Annotated in this window: 21 protein-coding genes; 18 read left to right on the top strand and 3 right to left on the bottom strand. The window is 55.7% G+C overall.

The features are described 5' to 3' along the window. Window positions 1-49: 49 nt before the first annotated feature. Window positions 50-553: a non-heme ferritin-like protein gene (locus IB212_RS13665; RefSeq protein ID WP_028013660.1), complete on the bottom strand. Its 504-nt coding sequence runs from the start codon at window positions 551-553 to the stop codon at window positions 50-52. 787 nt (window positions 554-1340) lie between these two features. On the opposite strand from IB212_RS13665, the gene araF reads away from it, so the two are divergent. From araF to otsA, 5 genes are all read left to right on the top strand, one after another. After that, a complete protein-coding gene (gene araF / locus IB212_RS13660) occupies window positions 1341-2330 on the top strand; it encodes an arabinose ABC transporter substrate-binding protein AraF (RefSeq protein ID WP_008500409.1) in 990 nt (329 codons plus the stop codon). 71 nt (window positions 2331-2401) lie between these two features. Continuing rightward, window positions 2402-3916 carry an L-arabinose ABC transporter ATP-binding protein AraG gene (gene araG, locus IB212_RS13655; RefSeq protein WP_028013659.1) on the top strand — a complete coding sequence of 505 codons (1515 nt, stop codon included), beginning with the start codon at window positions 2402-2404 and terminating at the stop codon, window positions 3914-3916. A 14-nt stretch (window positions 3917-3930) separates the two neighbouring features. Then, a complete protein-coding gene (gene araH, locus IB212_RS13650) occupies window positions 3931-4911 on the top strand; it encodes an arabinose ABC transporter permease AraH (RefSeq protein WP_032644894.1) in 981 nt (326 codons plus the stop codon). A gap of 176 nt (window positions 4912-5087) precedes the next feature. After that, window positions 5088-5891 carry a trehalose-phosphatase gene (gene otsB, locus IB212_RS13645; protein WP_028013657.1) on the top strand — a complete coding sequence of 268 codons (804 nt, stop codon included), beginning with the start codon at window positions 5088-5090 and terminating at the stop codon, window positions 5889-5891. Further along, window positions 5866-7290 carry an alpha,alpha-trehalose-phosphate synthase gene (gene otsA, locus IB212_RS13640; RefSeq protein WP_028013656.1) on the top strand — a complete coding sequence of 475 codons (1425 nt, stop codon included), beginning with the start codon at window positions 5866-5868 and terminating at the stop codon, window positions 7288-7290. The genes otsB and otsA overlap by 26 nt, the downstream gene beginning before the upstream one ends. Window positions 7291-7306: 16 nt before the next feature. Here otsA and uspC read toward each other — a convergent pair whose 3' ends face one another. Further along, a complete protein-coding gene (uspC, locus tag IB212_RS13635) occupies window positions 7307-7735 on the bottom strand; it encodes a universal stress protein UspC (protein ID WP_041909414.1) in 429 nt (142 codons plus the stop codon). A gap of 795 nt (window positions 7736-8530) precedes the next feature. Between uspC and flhD the strand changes: the two genes are divergently transcribed. The 6 genes from flhD to cheW all read left to right on the top strand — a co-directional run bounded on the left by flhD (window position 8531) and on the right by cheW (window position 13963). Further along, on the top strand, window positions 8531-8881 hold the full coding sequence (flhD, locus tag IB212_RS13630) for a flagellar transcriptional regulator FlhD (protein WP_028013654.1): 351 nt from the start codon (window positions 8531-8533) through the stop codon (window positions 8879-8881). Between the two features lie 2 nt (window positions 8882-8883). After that, a complete protein-coding gene (flhC, locus tag IB212_RS13625; protein ID WP_013096051.1) occupies window positions 8884-9462 on the top strand; it encodes a flagellar transcriptional regulator FlhC in 579 nt (192 codons plus the stop codon). A gap of 123 nt (window positions 9463-9585) precedes the next feature. Then, a complete protein-coding gene (motA, locus tag IB212_RS13620) occupies window positions 9586-10473 on the top strand; it encodes a flagellar motor stator protein MotA (RefSeq protein WP_008500417.1) in 888 nt (295 codons plus the stop codon). Next, window positions 10470-11399, top strand: a complete 930-nt coding sequence (motB, locus tag IB212_RS13615; protein ID WP_028013653.1) for a flagellar motor protein MotB — start codon at window positions 10470-10472, stop codon at window positions 11397-11399. The genes motA and motB overlap by 4 nt, the downstream gene beginning before the upstream one ends. 4 nt (window positions 11400-11403) lie before the next feature. Further along, window positions 11404-13440, top strand: coding sequence for a chemotaxis protein CheA (gene cheA, locus IB212_RS13610; protein ID WP_188245990.1), 2037 nt, complete (start codon window positions 11404-11406; stop codon window positions 13438-13440). 19 nt (window positions 13441-13459) lie between these two features. Then, window positions 13460-13963: a chemotaxis protein CheW gene (gene cheW, locus IB212_RS13605; RefSeq protein WP_041909416.1), complete on the top strand. Its 504-nt coding sequence runs from the start codon at window positions 13460-13462 to the stop codon at window positions 13961-13963. Window positions 13964-14058: 95 nt separating this feature from the next. Here cheW and IB212_RS13600 read toward each other — a convergent pair whose 3' ends face one another. Beyond that, window positions 14059-15318, bottom strand: a complete 1260-nt coding sequence (locus IB212_RS13600) for a dicarboxylate/amino acid:cation symporter (protein WP_041909418.1) — start codon at window positions 15316-15318, stop codon at window positions 14059-14061. 430 nt (window positions 15319-15748) lie between these two features. On the opposite strand from IB212_RS13600, the gene IB212_RS13595 reads away from it, so the two are divergent. From IB212_RS13595 to tap, 7 genes are all read left to right on the top strand, one after another. Beyond that, the gene (locus tag IB212_RS13595; RefSeq protein WP_041909419.1) at window positions 15749-16321 is read left to right on the top strand and encodes a spore coat protein U domain-containing protein; all 573 of its coding nucleotides are present in this window, start codon (window positions 15749-15751) and stop codon (window positions 16319-16321) included. Between the two features lie 12 nt (window positions 16322-16333). After that, window positions 16334-16882: a spore coat U domain-containing protein gene (locus IB212_RS13590; RefSeq protein ID WP_041909421.1), complete on the top strand. Its 549-nt coding sequence runs from the start codon at window positions 16334-16336 to the stop codon at window positions 16880-16882. A 16-nt stretch (window positions 16883-16898) separates the two neighbouring features. After that, window positions 16899-17657: a molecular chaperone gene (locus tag IB212_RS13585; protein ID WP_041909422.1), complete on the top strand. Its 759-nt coding sequence runs from the start codon at window positions 16899-16901 to the stop codon at window positions 17655-17657. Continuing rightward, window positions 17633-20017, top strand: a complete 2385-nt coding sequence (locus IB212_RS13580) for a fimbria/pilus outer membrane usher protein (protein ID WP_041909423.1) — start codon at window positions 17633-17635, stop codon at window positions 20015-20017. Before IB212_RS13585 ends, IB212_RS13580 begins: the two co-directional genes overlap by 25 nt. Continuing rightward, on the top strand, window positions 20014-20976 hold the full coding sequence (locus IB212_RS13575) for a spore coat U domain-containing protein (protein ID WP_041909425.1): 963 nt from the start codon (window positions 20014-20016) through the stop codon (window positions 20974-20976). Before IB212_RS13580 ends, IB212_RS13575 begins: the two co-directional genes overlap by 4 nt. An 84-nt stretch (window positions 20977-21060) precedes the next feature. Beyond that, on the top strand, window positions 21061-22728 hold the full coding sequence (tar, locus tag IB212_RS13570) for a methyl-accepting chemotaxis protein II (RefSeq protein ID WP_041909428.1): 1668 nt from the start codon (window positions 21061-21063) through the stop codon (window positions 22726-22728). A 44-nt stretch (window positions 22729-22772) separates the two neighbouring features. Beyond that, complete coding sequence (gene tap / locus IB212_RS13565) at window positions 22773-24374, top strand: methyl-accepting chemotaxis protein IV (protein ID WP_041909430.1); 1602 nt, start codon at window positions 22773-22775, stop codon at window positions 24372-24374. Window positions 24375-24390: the final 16 nt, after the last annotated feature.

Here is a 24390-nt window from a genome sequence, read left to right as displayed (position 1 = left end):
ATAAGAAGAAACCTGCCTCCCTGAACCAGGGCAAAGGCAGGTTAAACGCTTAGTGGTGCTGCACCGTCACAAGATCGAGCAGGTGGCGGTCGGCTTGCTCCGGGCGTAAACCGGCCTGGCGCGCATTGTGGATCTCATCCGCCAGCGTTTTCAGCAGCATACCGTCCTGCTGCTGTTCTTTATCCATATCGCGTAAAAATTTAAGAGTGATGATGTCATGCTGTGCTCTGGCTTCATCGGCCAGCTTGTTGAGCGTCGTACAGCGCTGCTCATGCTCTTCCAGCGTTTTCTGGAACAGTTCTTCCAGAGAAGAGTAATTTTCGTTGATCCCATCAAGGGCTTTAACAACCGGGTTAGCCCCCGCGGCCTTCAGGAAGTTAAAGACGCGCATCATATGGGTGACGTTGCTTTGTGCCTGTGAACGAAAGAACGTGGCAGAGCCCGTGAGACTTTTTTCAGAACACCATGCACTTAGGTGAAGGTGCAGGTTCGAGGCGTAGAACTCAAGGTTCATCTGCGCGTTAAGTTTTTGCATCATCGTTTGGGTAGCCATACTCATATCCTTATAGACTGTGGGACGTGATGTCCGCTGCTTAACCTGACAGCCAGGCAAATACGAAGAAAAACAGAATTGCAATTTTTGCAGTGACTAAAATCGATCGAAAATTCACTTCCTGTGTTCGATATAAATAAGCATACCTTTGTCTTATGATTAAGAAAACTCTTAATTAGGCTGTGTTTACCATACATTACAAAGTTTAATATAGTACAAAAATACAAATATATAGCCACCAAATGAAATTTTATTAACCTGTTGATATTAAAGGTTAAGTATCTTTCGAGGGATACTGATTTACTTTCGTGAACATTTAGCCGGAATAATGCTCTATAAGAAAAATAAATACAGATGATTCATTTCAAATATATGATGCGTTGCTGAATTTGCGCTAAGTCAATTTTAACGGAATAACGCCTTTTCATGATGCGTTCGTTTTTTTGATGAAAAGCATGGATCCCCGTCAGGGGAGAGCCGCAGCGACATCCGCCGTAAGGCATCAGGGATTTCTTAGCTAATCTTATGGATAATTCTGCTTACCCTGCTTTCATTTGTCAGACAATTCCTACCTTTTTTATGTCATTTTTCGCTGAATTTATGTACGCAATTACTGTAATTCTGCGGTGTGATGGGGCTCTCTTATGGATGATTAATTTCCCGCTAAAACTATCACCAGCAATAACGCTTATGACGAGGTAAGCGCTAATGCCTTGTTTTAAGTCCGATTAAATAAGAAGCACGCAAATCTTCCCTACAGAAAAGAATGCTAAAGCTGGAGTTTACCATGCACAAATTTACTAAAGCGCTGGCGGCCATCGGTCTGGCTGCCGTTATGTCACAATCCGCTATCGCTGAGAATTTAAAACTCGGTTTTTTGGTAAAACAGCCGGAAGAACCCTGGTTCCAGACCGAATGGAAATTCGCTGATAAAGCCGGAAAAGATTTAGGTTTTGAAGTGATTAAAATCGCCGTGCCGGACGGTGAAAAAACCCTGAACGCCATCGACAGCCTGGCGGCCAGCGGCGCGAAAGGCTTTGTTATCTGCACTCCGGATCCAAAACTCGGATCGGCAATTGCGGCGAAAGCCCGCGGTTACGACATGAAGGTTATTGCGGTTGACGATCAGTTCGTTAACGCCAAAGGCAAACCGATGGACAGCGTTCCGCTGGTCATGATGGCGGCGACCAAAATTGGTGAACGTCAGGGGCAGGAGCTTTATAAAGAGATGCAGAAACGCGGCTGGGATGTGAAAGAGACCGCCGTCATGGCCATCACCGCAGACGAGCTGGACACGGCGCGTCGTCGTACGACCGGATCAATGGACGCGCTGAAAGCGGCCGGCTTCCCTGAAAAACAGATCTATAAAGTGCCAACCAAATCTAACGACATCCCGGGCGCCTTTGACGCGGCGAACTCTATGCTGGTCCAGCACCCGGAAGTGAAGCACTGGCTGGTGGTCGGCATGAACGACAACACCGTGCTGGGCGGCGTGCGCGCGACGGAAGGTCAGGGCTTCAAGGCGCCTGACGTTATCGGGATCGGCATCAACGGCGTGGATGCGGTGAGCGAGCTGTCCAAAGCGCAGGCCACCGGCTTCTACGGCTCTCTGCTGCCAAGCCCGGACGTTCACGGCTACAAATCCAGCGAAATGCTCTACAACTGGGTAACCAAAGGGGCTGAACCGCCGAAATTTACCGAAGTGACCGACGTGGTGCTGATTACCCGCGACAACTTCAAAGAGGAACTGGCGAAAAAGGGATTGGGCGGTAAGTAATACGCTGTGATTGTGCCCCTTACTCGCCGTAAGGGGCCAGACGTACACACTACAGGAATCACGGAGTCGTTATGCAACAGTCTAATCCGTATCTCTCTTTTCGCGGCATCGGGAAAACGTTTCCCGGTGTTAACGCGCTGACCGATATCAGCTTCGACTGCTATGCCGGCCAGGTTCATGCCCTGATGGGGGAAAACGGAGCGGGGAAATCCACGCTGCTAAAAATCCTCAGCGGCAACTACGCGCCAACAACCGGCACGCTGGCCATTCGCGGTGAAGAGGTGGCCTTTGCCGATACCACGGCGGCGCTCAACGCCGGTGTCGCCATTATCTATCAGGAACTGCACCTCATCCCTGAGATGACCGTGGCCGAAAATATCTATTTAGGCCAGCTTCCGCACAAAAGCGGCGTGGTGAATCGTTCGCTACTTAATTATGAAGCGGGGCTGCAGCTTAAGCATCTTGGTCTGGACGTCGATCCCCAGACCCCGCTGAAATACCTCTCCATCGGCCAGTGGCAGATGGTTGAAATTGCCAAGGCGCTGGCGCGTAACGCCAGGGTTATTGCCTTTGATGAACCCACCAGTTCGCTTTCCGCGCGTGAAATCGAAAACCTGTTCCGCGTGATCCGCGAGCTGCGGCAGGAAGGCCGCACCATTTTGTACGTGTCGCACCGCATGGAGGAGATATTTGCCCTGAGCGATGCCATCACCGTATTTAAGGATGGGCGCTATGTGCGCACCTTTACCGATATGCAGCAGGTTAACCATGATCAGCTTGTTCAGGCGATGGTCGGGCGCGATCTGGGCGATATCTATCACTGGAAACCGCGCGAGTACGGCCCCGAGCGCCTGCGTCTGGACAACGTCAAAGCGCCGGGCGTGCGAACGCCGGTTTCGTTATCCGTACGCAGCGGTGAGATCGTCGGTCTGTTTGGCCTTGTTGGGGCGGGGCGCAGCGAGCTGATGAAAGGGTTGTTCGGCGGTACACGCATTACCGCAGGGCAGGTCTCCATTGACGGCGAGCAGGTGGATATCCAGAAACCCGCCCACGCAATCAGGGCCGGGATGATGCTCTGCCCGGAAGACCGCAAGGCGGAGGGGATCATTCCGGTGCATTCGGTGCGCGACAACATCAACATTTCCGCCCGGCGTAAATTTATCCGCGCGGGTTGCCTGATTAACGACGGCTGGGAGTCGAGCAACGCCGACCATCATATTCGCTCGCTGAATATCAAAACGCCGGGACCGGAACAGCTGATTATGAATCTGTCAGGAGGAAACCAGCAGAAGGCCATTTTAGGCCGCTGGCTGTCGGAGGATATGAAGGTCATTCTGTTGGACGAGCCGACGCGCGGTATCGATGTGGGCGCAAAACACGAGATTTACAACGTGATATATGAACTGGCAAAACGCGGCGTGGCGGTGCTGTTCGCCTCCAGCGATCTGCCTGAGGTGCTTGGCGTTGCTGACCGCATTGTAGTGATGCGCGAAGGCGAAATCGCCGGTGAATTACTTCATGAACAGGCGAATGAACAACAGGCGTTGAACCTCGCCATGCCTAAAGTCAGCCAGGCTGTCGCCTGAGTAAGGAGTTAAAGATGTCCTCTGTTACTACATCCGGAGCGCCGAAGTCGGCTTTTAGTTTTGGACGCATCTGGGATCAGTACGGCATGCTGGTGGTCTTTGCCGCACTCTTCATCGCCTGTGCAATCTTCGTCCCTAATTTTGCCACCTTCATTAATATGAAAGGGCTGGGACTGGCGATTTCCATGTCCGGCATGGTGGCCTGCGGCATGCTCTTCTGTCTGGCCTCCGGTGATTTCGACCTGTCGGTGGCCTCGGTTATCGCCTGCGCGGGCGTCACCACGGCGGTGGTGATCAACATGACGGAAAGCCTGTGGATTGGCGTTTTTGCCGGTCTGTTGCTCGGCGTGATCAGCGGTCTGGTGAACGGTTTTGTTATCGCACGCCTGAAGATTAATGCCCTGATTACCACGCTTGCAACGATGCAGATAGTCCGCGGTCTGGCCTATATCATCTCCGACGGTAAAGCGGTAGGGATTGAAGACGAGCGCTTCTTTACGCTGGGCTACGCCAACTGGCTGGGCCTGCCTGCGCCTATCTGGCTCACCGTGGCCTGCCTGATCCTGTTCGGCTTCCTGCTGAACCGCACCACCTTTGGCCGTAATACGCTGGCGATCGGCGGTAATGAAGAAGCGGCCCGTCTGGCAGGGGTGCCGGTTGTACGCACCAAGATTATTATCTTTGTGCTCTCCGGGCTGGTCTCCGCCGCGGCGGGGATTATTCTGGCGTCGCGTATGACCAGCGGCCAGCCAATGACGTCTATCGGTTATGAGCTGATCGTCATCTCGGCGTGCGTTTTAGGGGGCGTTTCCCTCAAGGGAGGCATCGGAAAAATCTCATATGTGGTGGCCGGTATCCTGATTTTGGGCACGGTGGAAAACGCCATGAACCTGTTGAATATTTCGCCGTTCTCTCAGTACGTCGTGCGCGGCCTGATCCTGCTGGCAGCCGTGATTTTCGACCGTTACAAGCAAAAAGCGAAGCGTACCGTGTAACCCCAGCGCTGACTTTCTATTGCTCAACTAATAACCATAGTTGACCCCTGAACCGCCTCGCCAGTTTTGCTGGCGGGGCGGTTGTCAAATGGCGAGGCCCATCACACTGTCTATACTTACATGGCTATGAAAGAGGTAAAGGCGTTTACCTCTCGTAAACCGTAAGGAGGATTAGGGTGGCTGACTTGTTAACCGCACCGCCTGTACTGCCCGGAAAATATGCTTTCTTTTTTGACCTCGACGGGACGCTCGCCGGGATCCAGCCGCATCCTGACGACGTGGTCGTACCGGATACGGTGCTAGAGAATTTGCAGCAGCTCTCTCGACTGAACGAGGGCGCATTGGCATTGATTTCAGGGCGCTCAATGGCCGAGCTGGATGTGCTCGCCAGTCCTTACCACTTTCCGCTGGCCGGTGTACACGGAGCGGAGCGCCGCGATATCCATGATCAACTGCATGTTGTATCACTCCCCGATACCTTAATTCAGGCGTTACATACTGAACTCTCCTCGGCGCTGGCGTCGCTCCCGGGCACGGAACTGGAAGCGAAAGGCATGGCGTTCGCCTTGCACTATCGGCAGGCTCCGCATCACGAAGCGGCGATCTTTGCGATTGCCCGAAGCGTGGCCGATGCACATCCGCAGCTCGCGCTGCAGCCGGGGAAGTGCGTCGTTGAGATAAAACCTGAGGGCATCAATAAGGGAGCCGCTATTGCGGCGTTTATGGCGGAACCGCCATTTAAGGGACGTACACCGGTATTTTTTGGCGATGACCTGACCGATGAGGCCGGTTTTCGCGTGGTGAAACAGGCCGGAGGGATCGCCGTCAAGGTAGGGCCTGGTGACACTGTCGCAGAGTGGCGTCTGGCGAATGTCGAGGCCGTCTGGCAGTGGATTTCTGATATCGCTAACCAGCAACAACAACAAATAGCGCAAAACAAAGGGGGAAACCATTATGGGTCGCTTAGTCGTCGTCTCTAACCGAATTGCACCGCCTGATGATAAAAAAGCCAGTGCAGGTGGCTTGGCGGTAGGGGTATTAGGTGCCTTAAAAGCTGCTGGCGGGCTGTGGTTTGGCTGGAGCGGTGAAATCAATGAACAAGAGAAACCGCTTAAAAAGGTGACGCGCGGGAACATTACGTGGGCATCATTTGCGCTCAAAGAGAAAGACTATGACGAGTATTACTCGCAGTTCTCCAATGCGGTCCTGTGGCCTGCGTTTCACTATCGTCTTGACCTGGTGAAATTCCAGCGTGAATCCTTCGAGGGCTACTCGCGGGTGAATGCGCTGCTGGCGGATAAACTGCTGCCTTTAATTGAGGAAGACGATATTTTATGGATCCACGATTATCATCTGCTCCCCTTCGCCAGAGAGCTGCGTAAAAGGGGAGTCAATAACCGGATTGGCTTCTTCCTGCATATTCCGTTCCCGACGCCGGAAATTTTCACCGCGCTGCCGCCGCATGAAGAACTGCTGGAGGCGCTGTGTGATTATGACCTGCTGGGCTTCCAGACCGAAAATGACCGTCTCGCGTTCCTGGACTCCGTGTCAGGCAAAACGCGCCTGGTAACCAACGGCGGCAAAACCCATACGGCGTGGGGAAAAACCTTCCACACCGAGGTCTATCCGATTGGTATTGAACCCGACGAAATTGCGGAACAGGCCTCGGGCCCGCTGCCGCCGAAGCTGGCCCAGCTTAAGAATGAACTCAAGCACGTGAAGAATATCTTCTCGGTAGAGCGTCTGGATTATTCCAAAGGGTTGCCGGAACGCTTCCTGGCGTATGAAACGCTGCTGGATAAATACCCTCAGCACCACGGTAAAATCCGCTATACCCAGATCGCGCCAACGTCGCGCGGGGAAGTGCAGGCCTATCAGGACATTCGTCATCAGCTGGAGACAGAAGCAGGGCGCATCAACGGGCGTTACGGCCAGCTGGGCTGGACGCCGCTCTTTTATCTGAATCAGCATTTTGACCGTAAGATCCTGATGAAGGTCTTCCGCTACGCCGACGTTGGCCTGGTTACGCCGCTGCGTGACGGGATGAACCTGGTGGCAAAAGAGTACGTGGCGGCTCAGGACCCGGCGGATCCGGGCGTGCTGGTGCTTTCCCAGTTTGCAGGGGCAGCGAACGAACTGACCTCAGCGCTGCTCGTTAACCCTTACGATCGGGATGATGTGGCAAATGCCCTCAACCGCGCGCTGACCATGCCGCTGACGGAGCGAATTTCCCGCCATGCCGAAATGATGGAGACGATCCGGAATAACGATATAAATCACTGGCAGGCACGTTTTATTCAGGATCTACGCGAAATAGCCCCGCAAAGTCACGAAGGCGATCTGCAAAAAAAGATCGCGACCTTCCCTAAACTCGCCTGATATTCCTCTGGGGGGGTTAAGCCCCCCCAAGCGGCACTAACAGCACGTCTACCTGGCTTGAGGCAATAATAGATTTTGCCGCGCAGGTAGCCCTCGATATAAAGCTGTGGTTATGGTTCCCGCAAATCACTAAATCAATTTTCTGCTTGCGGCACATATCAAGAATATGGGCATTCAGTTCCCCCGTCGCAATAACGGTTTCATCAATGGGGTACTCTGCTTTTTCGACAAGCTCTCGCAGAAACTGCTGCGTTTCCTCCTGCAAAACCTCACGAATATCTTCCAGCATCGGGGCCGCCAGTTGATTGTACATCTCGGGCTCGGCCGCGAGGGTAATGAGGCTGATGCGCGCATTATGCGGCCGGGCGATGGAAACGGCCCGGGCGACAAGCTGGTGGCTTTCGGGGGAAACGGCAACAGAAACAAGAAGATGGGAGTAACTCATGGCGCACTCCTTAGATGTCTGACAGACAGCGTTTCATCACCATTACCGCGAATTTCCTGGTTTCGCAAGACTTGAATACGACATTAATGTGAAGCTTATCATAATTATTCATTAATTATTCTTATAAGAAGAATAACTGATAAATGCGCCTAAATGAAAAAAATTAACAACTTAACGTAAGTCACACAAATCTTCGCTTTCGCTATTAAATCATTCTAACAAGTTATAAACGCATTTCGAATGATCACGCAATGAAACAATTTTTCTGCCAGAAATGCATAACTCTATGTTTTATCGAAGTAATCAAAATGTGTCCCTGACGCATACGCGATGTAAACGATTGCCGATACTGCACGCACGGGTAAAAGCACATTGCGTGCCACTTATTCTCACGCTTATGCATGAGTATTCGTCGATTAAGAATACAAAACAGTGCCGATTGCTTAAAAAATGAGCAAATTAGAAGTCATACTGATGGATTTATGGGTAACATTCACTTAAATTGTGTGACGTGGATCACATTTTTTTTAAATTTGAGGGTGGCTGCATTGTATGTGTCAAATCTGGCGAGTAGAGTTTGCGTCGAATTAGGAAAAATCTTAGTTATTTGTAAGAAATGATAAAACCTGTAAGAGATGTAACCGCGTTGCATCCCTTACGCGTTTGGATGAATACAAACCTAGATTCAACTATGCATTTAGCCTTTTCTTTTTTATACCGGGTGATTTCCCGGCGACATCACGGGGTGCGGTCTTTCCGCATAAAAATAATAGTTGGTTATTCGGGATGGGAACAATGCATACATCCGAGTTGCTAAAACATATCTATGACATCAATTTGTCATATTTACTGCTCGCGCAGCGTTTAATTAGTCAGGACAAAGCGTCCGCGATGTTTCGTCTGGGTATTAACGAAGAAATGGCAACCATGCTGGGTGGATTAACCCTCCCGCAGATGGTAAAACTGGCGGAAACGAATCAACTGGTGTGCCAGTTCCGTTTTGATAATCCGCAGACGATAACGCGTCTGACGCAGGAATCCCGCGTGGACGATCTGCAACAGATCCATACCGGTATCCTGCTCTCCACTCGCTTGCTTAGCGACATCAGTCAGCCTGATGACGCAGCCCGTAAGAAAAGGGCCTAGCAATGAGCGAAAAAAGCATTGTTCAGGAAGCGCGTGACATACAGCTGGCCATGGAGCTGATTACGCTGGGTGCTCGTTTACAAATGCTGGAAAGCGAGACTCAGCTGAGCCGTGGTCGCCTCATCAAACTGTATAAAGAGTTACGCGGTAGTCCCCCGCCGAAAGGCATGCTGCCGTTTTCTACGGACTGGTTTATGACCTGGGAGCAGAACATCCACGCTTCCATGTTCTGTAATGCCTGGCAGTATCTTCTCAAAACCGGTTTGTGTAGCGGCGTAGACGCCGTGATCAAAGCGTACAAACTTTACCTTGAACAATGCCCACAGCAGGAAGAAGGCCCTCTGCTGGCGCTGACCCGCGCATGGACGCTGGTGCGTTTTGTTGAGAGCGGAATGCTTGAACTGTCGCGCTGCAATTGCTGCGACGGCAATTTTATTACCCATGCTCATCAGCCTGCAGGCAGCTTCGCCTGTAGTTTATGTCAGCCGCCGTCCCGCGCAGTAAAAAGACGTAAACTTTCCCGGGATGCTGCCGATATTATTCCACAACTGCTGGATGAACAGATCGAACAAGCTGTTTAACCCGAACGTGTGGGCAAGATTCCAGCAGCGGTAAGTCATTACCGCTGCTTTTTTTTACCCCGCAAACGGTAAACGCTGCGAGCTGGACGTCCTTGCCATAGTCACTAGCGGAAGGATGATGTCGTGCTTATCTTATTAGGTTACCTGGTAGTTCTCGGTACAGTTTTCGGCGGTTACATGATGACCGGCGGGCACCTTGGAGCACTCTATCAACCGGCTGAACTTATTATCATCGGCGGCGCAGGGGTAGGGGCTTTTATCGTTGGCAACAACGGTAAATCGATCAAGGGCACGTTGAAGGCAATTCCATTGCTGTTCCGTCGCTCGAAATACACCAAAAGCATGTATATGGATCTGCTGGCGCTGCTCTATCGCCTGATGGCGAAGTCGCGTCAGCAGGGGATGTTCTCGCTTGAACGGGATATTGAAAACCCGAAAGAGAGCGAAATTTTTGCCAGCTATCCGCGCATTCTGGCGGACGCCATGATGCTGGATTTCATCGTCGATTACCTGCGTCTCATCATCAGCGGCAATATGAATACCTTCGAAATTGAAGCGCTGATGGACGAAGAGATCGAAACCCACGAAAGCGAATCTGAAGTGCCGGCCAACAGCCTGGCGCTGGTTGGCGACTCCCTTCCGGCGTTTGGTATCGTGGCGGCGGTCATGGGGGTGGTACACGCCCTGGCCTCGGCGGACCGTCCGGCGGCTGAACTGGGCGCGCTGATTGCCCATGCGATGGTGGGTACCTTCCTCGGTATTTTGCTGGCTTATGGTTTTATCTCTCCGCTGGCAAGCGTGCTGCGCCAGAAAAGCGCGGAAACCACCAAAATGATGCAGTGCGTGAAGATCACGCTGCTCTCTAACCTCAACGGTTACGCGCCACCGATCGCGGTTGAATTTGGCCGTAAAACGCTTTACTCCAGCGAGCGTCCGTCGTTTATCGAGCTTGAAGAACACGTGCGCGCGGTGAAAAACCCAAACCAACAGACGACAACTGAGGACGCATGAAAAACCAGTCCCATCCGATCGTCATTGTCAAAAAACGCAAGCACAAGGGCGGTGGGCACGGTTCCCACGGCTCCTGGAAAATCGCGTACGCCGACTTTATGACCGCAATGATGGCGTTCTTTCTGGTGATGTGGCTGATCTCTATCTCCAGCCCGAAGGAGCTTATCCAGATTGCCGAATATTTCCGTACCCCGCTGGCGACGGCGGTGACCGGTGGGCCGCGTATCTCTAACAGCGAAAGCCCGATCCCCGGTGGCGGCGATGATTACACTCAGCAGAAGGGTGAGGTGAAAAAAGAGCCGAACATCGACGAGCTGAAACGCAAGATGGAGCAGGCGCGTCTGAAAAAACTGCGTGGCGATCTCGACCAGCTGATTGAAGCGGATCCTAAACTGCGCGCGCTGCGGCCGCACCTGAAAATCGATCTGGTCCAGGAAGGGCTGCGTATTCAGATTATCGACAGCCAGAACCGCCCGATGTTTAAAACCGGGAGTGCGGAAGTTGAGCCGTACATGCGCGATATTTTACGCGCCATTGCGCCGGTGCTGAACGGCATTCCTAACCGAATCAGCCTTTCGGGCCACACGGATGACTTCCCGTACGCCAGTGGGGAGAAGGGATACAGCAACTGGGAGCTTTCTGCCGATCGTGCCAACGCCTCGCGTCGCGAGCTGGTGGCAGGTGGGCTTGATGATGGCAAGGTACTGCGCGTGGTCGGCATGGCAGCAACCATGCGGGTCTCCGACCGCGGGCCGGATGACGCCATCAACCGTCGTATCAGTCTTTTAGTGCTGAACCAGCAGGCGGAGCAGGCCATCCTGCACGAAAACGCCGAAAGTCAGAATGAGTCACTGGACGATTTAAAACAGCCTGGGGCCGTCCCTGCGGCTGCCGTTCCAACATCGCCACCAGCCAATCCGAGGTGATAGCGTGAGCATGGATATTAGCGATTTTTACCAGACATTCTTTGATGAAGCCGACGAACTGTTGGCGGATATGGAGCAACATTTGCTCGATCTGGTGCCCGAAGCACCGGACTCCGAGCAGCTCAATGCCATCTTCCGCGCGGCGCATTCTATTAAAGGCGGAGCCGGAACGTTTGGATTTACCATCCTGCAGGAAACGACCCATTTAATGGAAAACCTGCTTGATGAAGCACGACGCGGTGAGATGCAGCTCAATACCGACATTATCAACCTGTTTTTGGAAACCAAAGATATTATGCAGGAACAGCTCGACGCCTATAAAAGTTCGGCAGAGCCTGATGCCGCCAGCTTTGAATACATCTGCAATGCGCTGCGCCAGCTCGCCCTGGAAGCCAAAGGTGAGGTCGCTGCAGCCGTTGTCCCTGCGGCAAAGCTGAGCGTTGTCGATGCGGTTGCTGCTGAAGAGGCCGCGCCAGCCGCCGCGCAAGCGGGCAAGCTGCGCGTTGTGCTGTCACGCCTGAAAGAGAGCGAAGTTAACCTGCTGGAAGAAGAGCTGGGTAACCTGGCGAAATTAAGTAACGTAGTGAAAGGCAAAGACAGCCTCGCAGCGACCCTCGATGACGGTATCAGTCAGGACGATATCGTGGCGGTGCTGTGCTTTGTCATTGAAGCCGACCAGATCGCCTTCGAAACGGAAGCCGCCGCGGTAGCAGCTCCGGCTGCAGAAGAAGAGCTTGCTGTCGTTGCCCAGGCCTCCGCACCAGCTGTGGCCCCAGCGGCCCCGGTGCTGAAGGCGGTGCCAAAAGAGGCCGCGGCGCCTGGCCGTGGTGAAAAACCGGCCGCGCGCTCCAGTGAGTCCACCAGCATTCGCGTTGCCGTTGAGAAGGTTGACCAGCTGATTAACCTGGTTGGCGAACTGGTGATCACCCAGTCCATGCTGGCGCAGCGTTCTAACGAACTGGACCCGGTCACGCACGGCGATCTGATCACCAGCATGGGTCAGCTGCAGCGTAATGCCCGCGACCTGCAGGAATCGGTCATGTCCATCCGCATGATGCCGATGGAATATGTCTTTAGCCGCTTCCCGCGCCTGGTGCGCGACCTTGCCAGCAAGCTGAATAAGCAGATTGAACTGACCCTGATGGGCAGCTCAACGGAGCTGGATAAGAGCCTGATCGAGCGCATCATCGACCCGTTAACGCACCTGGTGCGTAACAGCCTCGACCACGGTATTGAACTGCCGGAAAACCGCATTGCCGCCGGGAAATCCCCGGTCGGGAATCTGATCCTCTCTGCGGAACATCAGGGCGGGAACATCTGCATCGAAGTGACCGACGACGGCGCGGGCCTTAACCGCGAGCGCATCCTGGCGAAAGCTATTTCACAGGGGATGGCGGTGAATGAAAACATGACCGATGAAGAAGTGGGCATGCTGATCTTCGCGCCGGGCTTCTCGACCGCCGAGCAGGTGACGGACGTTTCCGGACGCGGCGTCGGCATGGACGTGGTGAAACGTAACATACAGGAGATGGGCGGCCACGTTGAGATCCAGTCTAAACAGGGCTCAGGCACCACCATCCGCATCCTGCTCCCGCTGACGCTGGCGATCCTCGACGGCATGTCGGTCAAAGTCGCGGACGAAGTCTTCATTCTGCCGCTGAACGCGGTGATGGAATCCCTCCAGCCGCGTGAAGAAGATCTGCATCCGCTGGCGGGCGGCGAGCGCGTTCTCGAAGTGCGCGGTGAGTACCTGCCGCTGGTCGAACTGTGGAAAGTGTTCGAAGTGGACGGGGCGAAGACCGAGGCCACGCAGGGTATCGTGGTGATCCTGCAAAGCGCGGGCCGTCGCTACGCGCTGCTGGTCGATCAGCTGATTGGTCAGCACCAGGTGGTGGTGAAGAACCTCGAAAGCAACTACCGCAAGGTGCCGGGTATTTCTGCTGCCACCATTCTGGGGGATGGTAGCGTGGCGCTGATCGTCGACGTGTCGGCGCTTCAGGGATTAAATCGTGAACAACGTGTGGCGTACACAGCCGCCTGATTAAGTAGAAGGTAATAACATGACCGGTATGAGTAATGTAACGAAACTGGCGGGCGAGCCATCAGGGCAGGAGTTCCTGGTATTCACTTTGGGCGATGAGGAGTACGGCATCGATATCCTGAAAGTGCAGGAAATTCGTGGTTACGACCAGGTTACCCGCATCGCTAACACGCCAGCGTTTATTAAAGGCGTCACCAACCTGCGCGGCGTGATTGTGCCAATCGTGGATCTGCGCGTGAAGTTCAGCCAGGGTGACGTTGACTACAACGACAATACCGTCGTGATCGTCCTCAACCTGGGACAGCGCGTGGTGGGTATCGTGGTGGATGGCGTATCTGACGTGCTTTCCCTGACCTCTGACCAGATTCGTCCTGCGCCGGAGTTTGCGGTCACGCTGTCGACCGAATACCTGACCGGCCTGGGGGCGCTCGGCGAGCGTATGCTGATTCTGGTGAACATCGAAAAGCTGCTGAACAGCGAAGAGATGGCGCTGCTGGATATCGCCGCGAGTCACGTAGCCTAAAACAAAGCCGGGTGGCGCTGACGCTTACCCGGCCTACGTGTCGAGCCATTTGTAGGCCGGGTAAGGCGAAGCCGCCACCCGGCTTTTTCATACCCTTACGCTTCCTGCTTTACCAGCTCAGCGTCCGCTTCCCGCGCACCTTCATTCTGCGACAGCATCGCGGTCGCAATGCCGTTCCCCAGCACGTTAATCGCGGAACGCCCCATATCCAGGAAGTGGTCGATACCCATCAGCAGCAGGATCCCCGCCACCGGAATGTTAAAGCTTGGGATCGTTGCGGCCAGCACCACCAGCGAAGAACGCGGCACGCCCGCAATGCCTTTTGACGCCAGCATCAGGGTTAACATCAGCACCGTCACCTCAGAGAAGCTCAGGTGAATGTTGTACGCCTGCGCAATAAACATCGAGGCAAACGAGCAGTACACCATTGACCCCACGAGGTTGAAGGAGTAGCCAATCGGCAGAACGAAAGAGGCGATATTGCGCGAGCAGCCAAAGCGCTCCAGCTGTTCCAGCGTTTTAGGGTAGGCCGCTTCAGAACTGCTGGTGGTGAATGCGACCAGCACCGGATCTTTCAGCATGCTGACCAGGCGAAACACCTCTTTTTTCAGCACCATGTAACCCACGGCCAGCAGCACCATGCAGGTAAGAAGAATGGCAACGTAGTAGCCGCCAATAAAGGAGGCGTAGTTCAACAGGATGCCCAGACCCTGCGTGGCAATGACGGAGGAGATCGCCGCGAAGATGGCCAGCGGCGCAACGTACATCACGTACCCCGTTACCTTCAGCATGATATGGGAAACCACATCCAGTGCGGCCACCAGCGGCGCGTTGAATTTCTGCCCCAGCGACGCGCCGCCGATGCCGAAGAACATCGAGAACACCACAATCTGCAGGATCTCATTGTTCGACATCGCCCCCGCGATGCTGGTGGGAATGGTGTGAGACAGGAACGCTTTCAGCGTCATCCCGCCCACGGCCAGACCGGTATCCACCGCCTCGGTTGGAATAGTCAGGTTCAGGCCGCTTCCCGGACGCTCCAGCGTGACGATAAACAGACCGACCAGAATAGAAAGCACGGATGAGCTGATAAACCATACCATCGCTTTGCCGCCCACCCGGCCTATGGTGGAGGTTTCTCCGAGCTTCATAATGCCCACGGTCAGCGTGCTGAAGACCAGCGGCGCAATAACCATTTTGATCAGACGGAGGAAAATATCGGTCAGAAGGGTAATATTATCCGACCAGGCTTTGATGGCATCCGCAGATGCGTACTCGTGAATTGCCGCCCCTGAAAGAATACCCGCCAGCATGAATATCACGATGAAGAGTGTAAGTTTGTTTGCACTTGCCACGAAAAAAGACCCTCTATGCACTATCAGATGTCGCCCGCGCCGATACATATAAATTTTTTATTACTACGCGGGAAAATATTCGGCACATAAATTGACGCAAAGCGTAGGGGGATACAACTCCTTTTTAATTTTTATTAATTTTGTTGTTAATGCCCGAACGATATATTGTGATGCTTATCACACTTTAGCGGATATATCCTCAGATTATGTAGCGAATTTTTCCTCTGTTTCGTTTTAAATCTCTGTTTTTAAAGAAAGAAATGAGTCAATAGGTCATTGGTTTGTCTCAGCGCGTCGCGGGTGGTCGAAGCGATATCCGTAAACTAAATTCTCAATAACCCCCTCTGAGGAACGTTTAGCGGGGCTAACATCTTGAACGTTAAAAATAAAATGTCGCAAGGGAACGGAGACGTCTTCTGGAGGGTGGTAAATGAAAAGAAAACTCCTTTTGATCTGCGCAGGCACGTTGCTGACTGCGACAACAGCCCATCATGCACTGGCCGTCACAAGCAGCGGCACCATTGGCGCCACGCTGACGCTGACAAACGGTTGTCTGATTAACGGATCGCCCGCGCAAAGCGGCATTAACTTCGGGATACTCGATTTTGGTACCCATCCCGCAACGTTTTCCACCCTGACCACGCAGCTCACCGGTGCCAGCGGCGGAAACACCTTCACCATTCAGTGTACGACCGCCAGCTATACGGTGGCGATCACCGGCAACACCAACTCCACAGCCCCCGGTACCGTTGTCGGCACTCCGGGAACACCTGCGCGCTATCTGGTTAACACCGCCAATGCGTCACAGGGTGTGGCGTACAGCCTGTACAGCGACAGCGGGTTTAACAGCGTGATTGCCAATAACACCGCGTTGCAGGCCGCCTCTACGGCCGGAGGGGTGGACAGTTACACCCTCTACGGACGTATTACCGGCGGCGGTAACAGCGTGACGGTCGTCCCGGGCACCTACACCGACACGATTAACGTCAGCGTCACCTATTAGTCCTGCACCGCCATGAAGGCAACTCTTACTGGTCTGCGCATATGCGCAGAGGGACACGTGCAGCCTTTTTTCGCGCTGATCGTCGGATTGCTGATGACGCCCGCGGCGGAGGGGGTGACATCACAGTCCTTTAAGGTCAGCGCGACGATTGTTCCGGGATGCGCGGTGGCTACCGGCAGCGGAGGGGTTCTCGGCACGCTGGATTTTGGCACCCATAACGGCGTCGAGAGCGCACCGGTAAGCACCAGCTTTGTGCCAAACGGGGCGTTGTCTATCGCCTGCACGCCGGGCGTGGCGCTGAGCATGAGCATTAATGGCGGACAGAATTATTCAACCGTTCGCCGCATGAAGCGCTCGAACGGCGCCGACGTGGTGGGATACCGGCTTTACAGCAGCAGCTCGCTGGCCGCGAACAGCGAAATTGGCGTCAACCAGGCGATACCGGTGACCTATAGCAACAGCAATAACATCGCGCTGCCGCTTTTTGGCGTGGCGCTACTGACCGGATTTAGCCCGGCAGGAACGTATTCCGATCAGCTCACCGTGACCTTGTCATGGTAATAAAGGGAGAGTGTTGATGAAGCCAGTTTTCAGACCTGTTTGTCTGGCGGGCGCGTTGGGAATGGCTGTGGCAACCGGTCAGGCGCAGGCGGCAGCCACTATTCTGCTCTGGCCGATTGACCCGTGGCTTGCGGCAGACGCCAACGCCACGGAGCTGTGGATCCAGAACCAGGGAAACAGCGCCACCACGATGCAGGTGCGCATTGTGCGCTGGAAGCAGGAGGACGGACACGAGCGCTACACCGCACAGCAGGATGTGGTCGCCAGCCCGCCCATCGTCACGATTGGCACAGGCAGCAAGCAGCTTATCCGTCTTATTAAGCAGGCCCCCGTTCCCGCAGGCGTCGAACAAGCCTACCGCATTATCGTGGATGAAATTCCTCAGCCTGATACCAAAGCCGAACCTGCCATCGGCCTCAAGTTGCAGATGCGTTACTCCATTCCGCTGTTTGTGTATGGCCAGGGGATCCCGACAATAAAAGAGGGGGCGCATCACGCGCTGGCCGAGACCCGGAACCTGAGCTGGCGGGTGACGCGAACGGAGGGGCAGCCGGCACTTGAGGTTCGGAATCGGGGGGATGTGCACGTCAGGCTTAGCCAGGTGTCGCTGACGCAGGGGGGACAAAAACGCACCGTAGCGGAGGGGTTACTGGGATACGTTCTGCCGGGCAGCACCCGCAGCTGGCCAATACCCGCTGGCATTCGTCAGCCAGACCGGATGAGCGCGCAGATTAATGCCAGGGACGAACAATGGCAGTCGCCTCCCGTCAACTGAAGCCGGCAATGATGATACTGCTTTGCGTCAGTTCCGCGACCTGGGCTGAGCCCGGCGACGACAGCCTTCCGCCGCCGCCCCAGGCACAGGCGGTAAATGATGAAGCGGTCTTTCAGCTTGCCCTCGTGCTCAACCACTACGACACCGGTCTGGTGGTTCCCGTGACGCAACGCAACGGCGCTTTCTTTATCTCCAGCGCCGATTTGCTGCGCGCGGGGCTTCCCCCGGAGCATGTGCCCGCCGGAGAGGTGAATCTTGCCTCGCTGAGCCAGGTTCGTGTGGAGTACGACAGCGCCGCGCAGCGCCTGCTGCTGACTCTTCCCCGGGACTGGATCACCGCCCGGGTGACCCCCTTTAGCGCGCAAACGGCGCAGTCCAAACCGCACTACGGACGCGGGGCACTGCTGAATTACGATCTCTACACCAACCACACGGAGCACATTGGCGGCCAGGCGTCGCTCTGGCATGAACTCCGCTACTTCGACGAGAACGGCTCATTTTCCTCCACCGGATACGCCCGGAAAAACTTCACCGGAAACGACGGTCAGCAGGAAGGGTATGTTCGCTATGACACCACGCTGCTGATAACGAATGAGGATGACGCGACCACCTGGAGCGCCGGAGACGTGATCAGCGATGCCCTGAGCTGGACCTCCAGCGTGCGGATGGGCGGTATCAGCTACGGACGCGATTTCTCCCTGCGCCCGGACCTGGTGACATGGCCGCTGCCCGAATTTTCGGGGGAGGCCGCGGTCCCCACCTCGGTGGATCTCTTTATCAACGGCTATCGATCCGGCTCAACTCAGCTTCAGCCGGGGCCCTTCACCCTGACTAATCTGCCCTATATCAACGGGGCGGGGGATGCGGTGCTGGTCACCACCGATGCGCTGGGACGCCAGGTGAGCACCACGTTGCCGTTTTACGTCACCAGCGATTTGCTTAAAACAGGGCTGAGCGACGGGGCCGTAACGCTCGGCAGCCTGCGCCGCAATTACGGCATCAGGAATTTTGACTACGGCCCTGCGGCAGGCAGCGGCTCGTATCGCTATGGGGTGACCGACTGGCTGACGCTGGAGGGTCACGCGGAAGGGGCAGAAGAGCTGGCGCTGGGCGGGGCGGGGACGGTGATAAAGCTGGGGCGGTTTGGCGTGGTGAATACGGCCTACTCACAAAGCCGCATGCGCGGAGACAACGGCGGGCAAATCAGCTGGGGCTATCAGTACAGCACCAGCGAATTTAGCGTCGCGACCCAGCACACCCGTCGCGATCGCGGCTTTGGCAATCTCGCTCTTTACGATCAGCCGACGGTGTATGACGAAAATGACCGGCCCATCGCCAGCTTTAGCCGCAATACGGACCAGTATTCTCTGACCTTCAATCTGGGGCAGTACGGCAATATCGGCGCGGCCTGGATCGGCGTGGAGAGCTTTGACAGCCAGAAAACGGAACTGCTGAATCTCTCCTGGAGCCGCAATCTCTGGGGGGCAAGCAGTATTTACCTGGCCGGCAGCCGGGACCAGCAGCGTGGGGACTGGACGGTCGCGCTGTCGCTGCAGGTGCCGCTGGGGGAACGCGACAGCGCTGCCGTCACCTTCGAAAACACCCCGGATGCAGGCAGTTCGCAGCGCCTTAACTATAACCACTCTATGCCTTCTGACGGCGGGTTTAGCTGGAACATGGCCTGGGCCAACCAGTCAAAATCCAGCGATTATCAGCAGGGTACGCTGGGCTGGCGCAATAACAATATTGAACTGCAGGGCGGCGGCTATGGCGAAAGGGACACTATGACCTGGTGGGGGGAGGCGATGGGCGCGATTGTTCTGATGGACGGCGAGCTGTTTGCCGCGAATAAGATCAACGATGCGTTTGTGGTCATCAGTACCGACGGTCATCCGGACGTGCCCGTCAGCTATGAGAACCAGCCCGTTGGTAAAACGAACAATAACGGTTACCTGCTGGTCAGCGGGGTGTCGGCGTATTATCCGGCCAGCTACCGCATTGATACCCTGAACCTGCCGGCGGATACCCGCCTGAAAGAGACGGAGCGCCGGATCGCCATTCGCCGTCACAGCGGCTATCTGGTCGATTTCCCGATGGAGCAGGAGCGGGTGGCCAGCGTTATTCTGCATGATGTGCACGGGCAAGCGTTGCCGGTGGGAAGCCAGGTCCGACGCGTCTCGCGCAAAAACGCGGTGGTGGGGTATGACGGCATCGCCTGGCTGGAAAATCTCAGCGACGTGAATCCGCTTGAGGTGATATCACCTGACGGAAAACGCTGCAAAGCCACGCTGACCGTGGGCGCCAATCCGGAGCACAAGCTGCAAACCTACGGTCCACTGGTGTGCCGGGAGGGGCTATGAGGCGCCTGCTGCTGTGGATGTTGCTGCTGTTTTCCGGCGGCGGCTGGGCGGCGTGCACCGTCAGTACGGTCAATGCGTCGTTTGGTAGCGTCACCTCGTTCGCCCTCAGCGGCACGGGCGAGGTTGAAACGACCGGTACGCTGGTGGTGGCGTGTGATGCCGTGCTCAATCTCCTGACCAATGACTCGGTGACGCTTAACTACACAGCGGCGTCCGTATCGGGGAACAGTCGTGCCACGATGAAGCGCACCGACAACGCGGCCATTACGGATGTGATCCCCACGCGCTTATGCGGTTTGTCGGGATGTGCAAGCAGCAGTGAAGTGCAAATCAGTAAGGCATATACATGGAGTGGTAACACGCTCCTTGGCCTGCTGGGGTCAAAACGGTACAACATTCCTCTTTATTTCCGAACGGTGCCCGGACAAAACGTCACGGCCGGTCCGTATCAGGTGCTGTTGACCTTCAGCATCAACTATAACGTCTGCTCGATTGGCGTGCTGGGTCTGTGTACCACCCCACAAACGGGGACCGCAACGACCAGCATTCTGCTTAACATGACCGTCACCAACGACTGCAGCGCCATGACCACGCCGGACGTCAACTTTAACAGTGCGCCGCTGGTGCAAAATTTCCCCACGGTCTCGCAGGCGATTGCCGTCACCTGTACCAAAGGCAGTACCTATACCATCGGGATTAACAATGGTGCCAACGCGCTGAATAATGTCCGCCGGATGGTGAGCGGCAGTAACTACCTGAGTTATGACATCTATAAAGAAGCCACCACTAACCGCTGGGGCGGCAGCGGCAGCGAACGCTGGACCAGCGCGACCTCCTCGCTGGTCAGCGCCGACGGCCTGCTGCGTACCTATAACTACTCCGCCAAAGTTCTGACCAGTCAGGCCACGCCGCCCGCCGGCACCTACACCGATACGCTGATTGTTGACGTCGCGTTTTAACCCCGCGCTTTTCCCTTTCGCAAATGTAAAGTTCCTGTGGCCTGTGCCGATAACACCGTTAATAAATCTATGAGAAGGTGTTGTATGTTGAACCGTATCCGCGTTGTCACAATGCTAATGATGGTGCTGGTCATTTTCGCACTACTTCAGCTTATCTCCGGCGGGCTTTTTTTCTCGTCTTTAAAACAGAACCAGGACAGTTTCGCCGCCTCAAACGATCTCCGCCTGCAGCAGAGTGAGCTCACGTCGACGTGGGATCTGATGCTGCAAACGCGCATCAACCTGAGCCGCTCGTCCGCGCGCATGATGATGGATCCGAACAATCAGCAGAGCAGCGCGAAAAACGATCTGCTAAAAAATGCCCGGGCCACGCTGGCCGACGCGGCTAAACACTACGCCGCCTTCAGGCAAATCGCACCGCAGCCTGCTATGGCGCAGGTGAGCCAGAACATTGATGAAAAATACAGCGCCTACTATGCCGGGCTGACGGAGCTGATCCAGTTCCTGGAGAGCGGCAACATGGACGCCTACTTCGCACAGCCGACGCAGGGGATGCAAAACGCACTCGGCGCGGCGCTGGGGGAATACGCGAAGGCCAGCGGCGATCTGTATCACTCGGCCTTTACTGAAAGCCAGAATGACTACCGCTTTGCGAAATGGCAGATGGCGGTGTTGGCCCTGGCGCTGGTCATTGTGCTGTTCGCTGTGTGGTACGGCATTCGCCACATCCTGCTAAACCCTCTCGGCCGCGTGATTGCCCATATTCGCGAGATTGCCTCTGGCGATCTGACCAAAACGCTGACCGTTTCCGGACGTAACGAGATCACCGAGCTGGCCAACAGCGTCGACCACATGCAGCGTTCATTGATCGAGACCGTCGCCAACGTGCGTAACGGATCCGAGGCGATCTATACCGGCACCAGCGAAATCGCGATGGGGAATAACGATCTCTCATCTCGTACCGAGCAGCAGGCGTCGGCGCTGGAAGAGACGGCCGCCAGCATGGAGCAGCTCACCGCAACCGTGAAGCAGAACGCCGATAACGCCCGCCAGGCGTCTCAGCTGGCGGAAAGCGCCTCCGAAACCGCGCAGCGCGGCGGTCGCGTGGTGGATGGCGTGGTGAAAACCATGCACGAAATCGCCGACAGCTCGAAGAAAATCGCCGACATCATCAGCGTCATCGACGGCATTGCCTTCCAGACCAACATCCTCGCGCTCAACGCCGCCGTGGAAGCAGCGCGCGCGGGCGAGCAGGGGCGCGGGTTTGCGGTGGTGGCCGGGGAAGTGCGCAACCTTGCCAGCCGCAGCGCCAACGCGGCAAAAGAGATTAAATCCCTGATTGAAGACTCCGTCTCCCGCGTGGATACCGGCTCCGTGCTGGTGGATAGTGCCGGGGAGACCATGAATGACATCGTGAATGCCGTTACCCGCGTGACGGACATCATGGGTGAAATCGCCTCTGCGTCCGATGAGCAGAGTCGTGGTATCGACCAGGTTGCCCTGGCGGTATCGGAAATGGACCGCGTGACACAGCAAAACGCCGCCCTGGTGCAGGAGTCCGCTGCGGCGGCCGCTGCGCTGGAAGACCAGGCGAGCCGTCTGAAGATGGCCGTCTCGGCGTTTCGTCTCGCTTCACTCGCTGGAAATACGGTCACTGCGCAAGCTACGTACCGCGCGCCAGCCGCCGACACGGCGGTCACCCGCACGCGTGCTGCAACGACCGGACAAGATGAAAACTGGGAAACATTTTGACTGACAATTAAACCGCGGCTGCTTGCCGCTTGATGGGAGCGTGGATGTTAAATCGTATTCGTATCTCGACCACACTGTTTTTAATTCTGATCCTTTGCGGTGTGTTGCAGGTTGGCAGTAACGGGTTGTCTTTTTGGGCGTTTCGCGATGGCTATCAGAATTTGCAGGACGTTGAGGCGAGTAATCAGCAGCGCTCCGCACTGGCACAAACGCGTGCCGTGCTGTTGCAGGCAAGCACTGCGCTGAACAAGGCAGGAACCTTAACCGCGCTCAGCTATCCGCCGGATGACATTAAGGCGCTGATGGCAACGGCGCGCGACAGCCTGAAGCAGGCAGACGCACAGTTTAAGGCCTTCACGGCGCAGGCGGCCGACGGCGAGAAAGAGAAAGCGCTGAAGGCGGCCATGAAAAAGAACTTTGAGCAGTGGTACAGCGATCTGGACCACCAGGCGACCTGGCTTGAGAACAACCAGCTTTCGGACTTCATGACCGCTCCGGTCCAGGCATCTCAGGCGGCGTTTGACGGCAGCTTTGACGCATGGCAGCAGGATATCAATCAGTCTGTTCTGCGCGCCGGTGAAGCAAGCCGCACCAGCTATCACATGTCGGGCGTTATCTTTGCCGTCGTTGTGATTCTGGCGGGGCTGCTGACCGGCGGGGCGCTGCTCTGGGCGCGCAGAATGATTGTGCAGCCGCTGGCGATTATCAGCAGCCACTTCGACAGTATTGCGAAGGGGGATCTGGCGCGTCCGGTGGCGGTGTTTGGCAAAAACGAAATTTCGGCGATCTTTGCCAGCCTGAAGGCCATGCAGGGGTCGCTGCGGGAAACGGTATCCGACGTGCGTCAGGGCAGTTACGCCATGCATACGGGGATCTCAGAGATTGCGGCGGGGAATAACGATCTCTCGTCCCGCACCGAGCAGCAGGCGGCGTCGTTGGCGCAGACGGCGGCCAGTATGGAACAGCTGACCGCGACGGTAAGCCAGAACGCCGATAACGCGCGTCAGGCGTCTGACCTGTCAAAACAGGCGGCGCTGACGGCGAAGAGAGGGGGCGATCAGGCCTCTCACGTGGCCAGCACCATGCAGGAGATTGCCGCCAGCTCGCAGAAGATCGGCGACATCATCAGCGTGATTGACGGTATTGCGTTTCAGACCAACATCCTGGCGCTGAACGCCGCCGTGGAAGCGGCGCGCGCCGGCGAGCAGGGACGTGGGTTTGCGGTGGTGGCAGGTGAAGTGCGAAACCTGGCGAGCCGCAGCGCCAACGCGGCGAAAGAGATTAAGTCCCTCATTGAAGAGTCGGTCTCTCGCGTCCAGCAGGGGTCTGCCCTGGTGGATACGGCGGCGCATACCATGCACGAGATCGTCACCTCCGTGACGCGGGTTAACGACATCATGGGCGAGATTGCCTCGGCGTCGGACGAACAGCGTCGCGGGATAGAGCAGGTGGCTCAGGCCGTTAGCCAGATGGATCAGGTGACGCAACAGAATGCCTCGTTAGTTGAGGAAGCGGCAGCGGCAACCGATCAGCTGGCCAGCCAGGCGGATCGTCTCACCGGGCTGGTCGCGGTATTTAATGTGAAAGAGCACGTTGAAGCAGTAACAGAAGTCGGGCGGTCGCAGGCCGTGCCAGTTGTATCCTGAATGTAATTAAGAAGGC

It is taken from the genome of Enterobacter sp. E12, from assembly GCF_014596715.2.
GTDB lineage: Bacteria > Pseudomonadota > Gammaproteobacteria > Enterobacterales > Enterobacteriaceae > Enterobacter > Enterobacter bugandensis.
Note: the sequence above shows the minus strand (reverse complement) of the source record. Positions and strands in the feature narration are given on the sequence as shown.

Excerpts from the sequence above, each read along its gene's own strand:
- IB212_RS13575 (WP_041909425.1), top strand. The coding sequence starts at position 20,014 with ATGAGGCGCCTGCTGCTGTGGATGTTGCTGCTGTTTTCCGGCGGCGGC.
- IB212_RS13665 (WP_028013660.1), bottom strand. The coding sequence starts at position 553 with ATGGCTACCCAAACGATGATGCAAAAACTTAACGCGCAGATGAACCTT.
- tar (WP_041909428.1), top strand. The coding sequence starts at position 21,061 with ATGTTGAACCGTATCCGCGTTGTCACAATGCTAATGATGGTGCTGGTC.
- IB212_RS13595 (WP_041909419.1), top strand. The coding sequence starts at position 15,749 with ATGAAAAGAAAACTCCTTTTGATCTGCGCAGGCACGTTGCTGACTGCG.
- tap (WP_041909430.1), top strand. The coding sequence starts at position 22,773 with ATGTTAAATCGTATTCGTATCTCGACCACACTGTTTTTAATTCTGATC.
- cheW (WP_041909416.1), top strand. The coding sequence starts at position 13,460 with ATGACCGGTATGAGTAATGTAACGAAACTGGCGGGCGAGCCATCAGGG.
- IB212_RS13585 (WP_041909422.1), top strand. The coding sequence starts at position 16,899 with ATGAAGCCAGTTTTCAGACCTGTTTGTCTGGCGGGCGCGTTGGGAATG.
- motB (WP_028013653.1), top strand. The coding sequence starts at position 10,470 with ATGAAAAACCAGTCCCATCCGATCGTCATTGTCAAAAAACGCAAGCAC.
- uspC (WP_041909414.1), bottom strand. The coding sequence starts at position 7,735 with ATGAGTTACTCCCATCTTCTTGTTTCTGTTGCCGTTTCCCCCGAAAGC.
- otsA (WP_028013656.1), top strand. The coding sequence starts at position 5,866 with ATGGGTCGCTTAGTCGTCGTCTCTAACCGAATTGCACCGCCTGATGAT.
- araG (WP_028013659.1), top strand. The coding sequence starts at position 2,402 with ATGCAACAGTCTAATCCGTATCTCTCTTTTCGCGGCATCGGGAAAACG.
- flhD (WP_028013654.1), top strand. The coding sequence starts at position 8,531 with ATGCATACATCCGAGTTGCTAAAACATATCTATGACATCAATTTGTCA.
- IB212_RS13580 (WP_041909423.1), top strand. The coding sequence starts at position 17,633 with ATGGCAGTCGCCTCCCGTCAACTGAAGCCGGCAATGATGATACTGCTT.
- IB212_RS13590 (WP_041909421.1), top strand. The coding sequence starts at position 16,334 with ATGAAGGCAACTCTTACTGGTCTGCGCATATGCGCAGAGGGACACGTG.
- araF (WP_008500409.1), top strand. The coding sequence starts at position 1,341 with ATGCACAAATTTACTAAAGCGCTGGCGGCCATCGGTCTGGCTGCCGTT.
- araH (WP_032644894.1), top strand. The coding sequence starts at position 3,931 with ATGTCCTCTGTTACTACATCCGGAGCGCCGAAGTCGGCTTTTAGTTTT.
- flhC (WP_013096051.1), top strand. The coding sequence starts at position 8,884 with ATGAGCGAAAAAAGCATTGTTCAGGAAGCGCGTGACATACAGCTGGCC.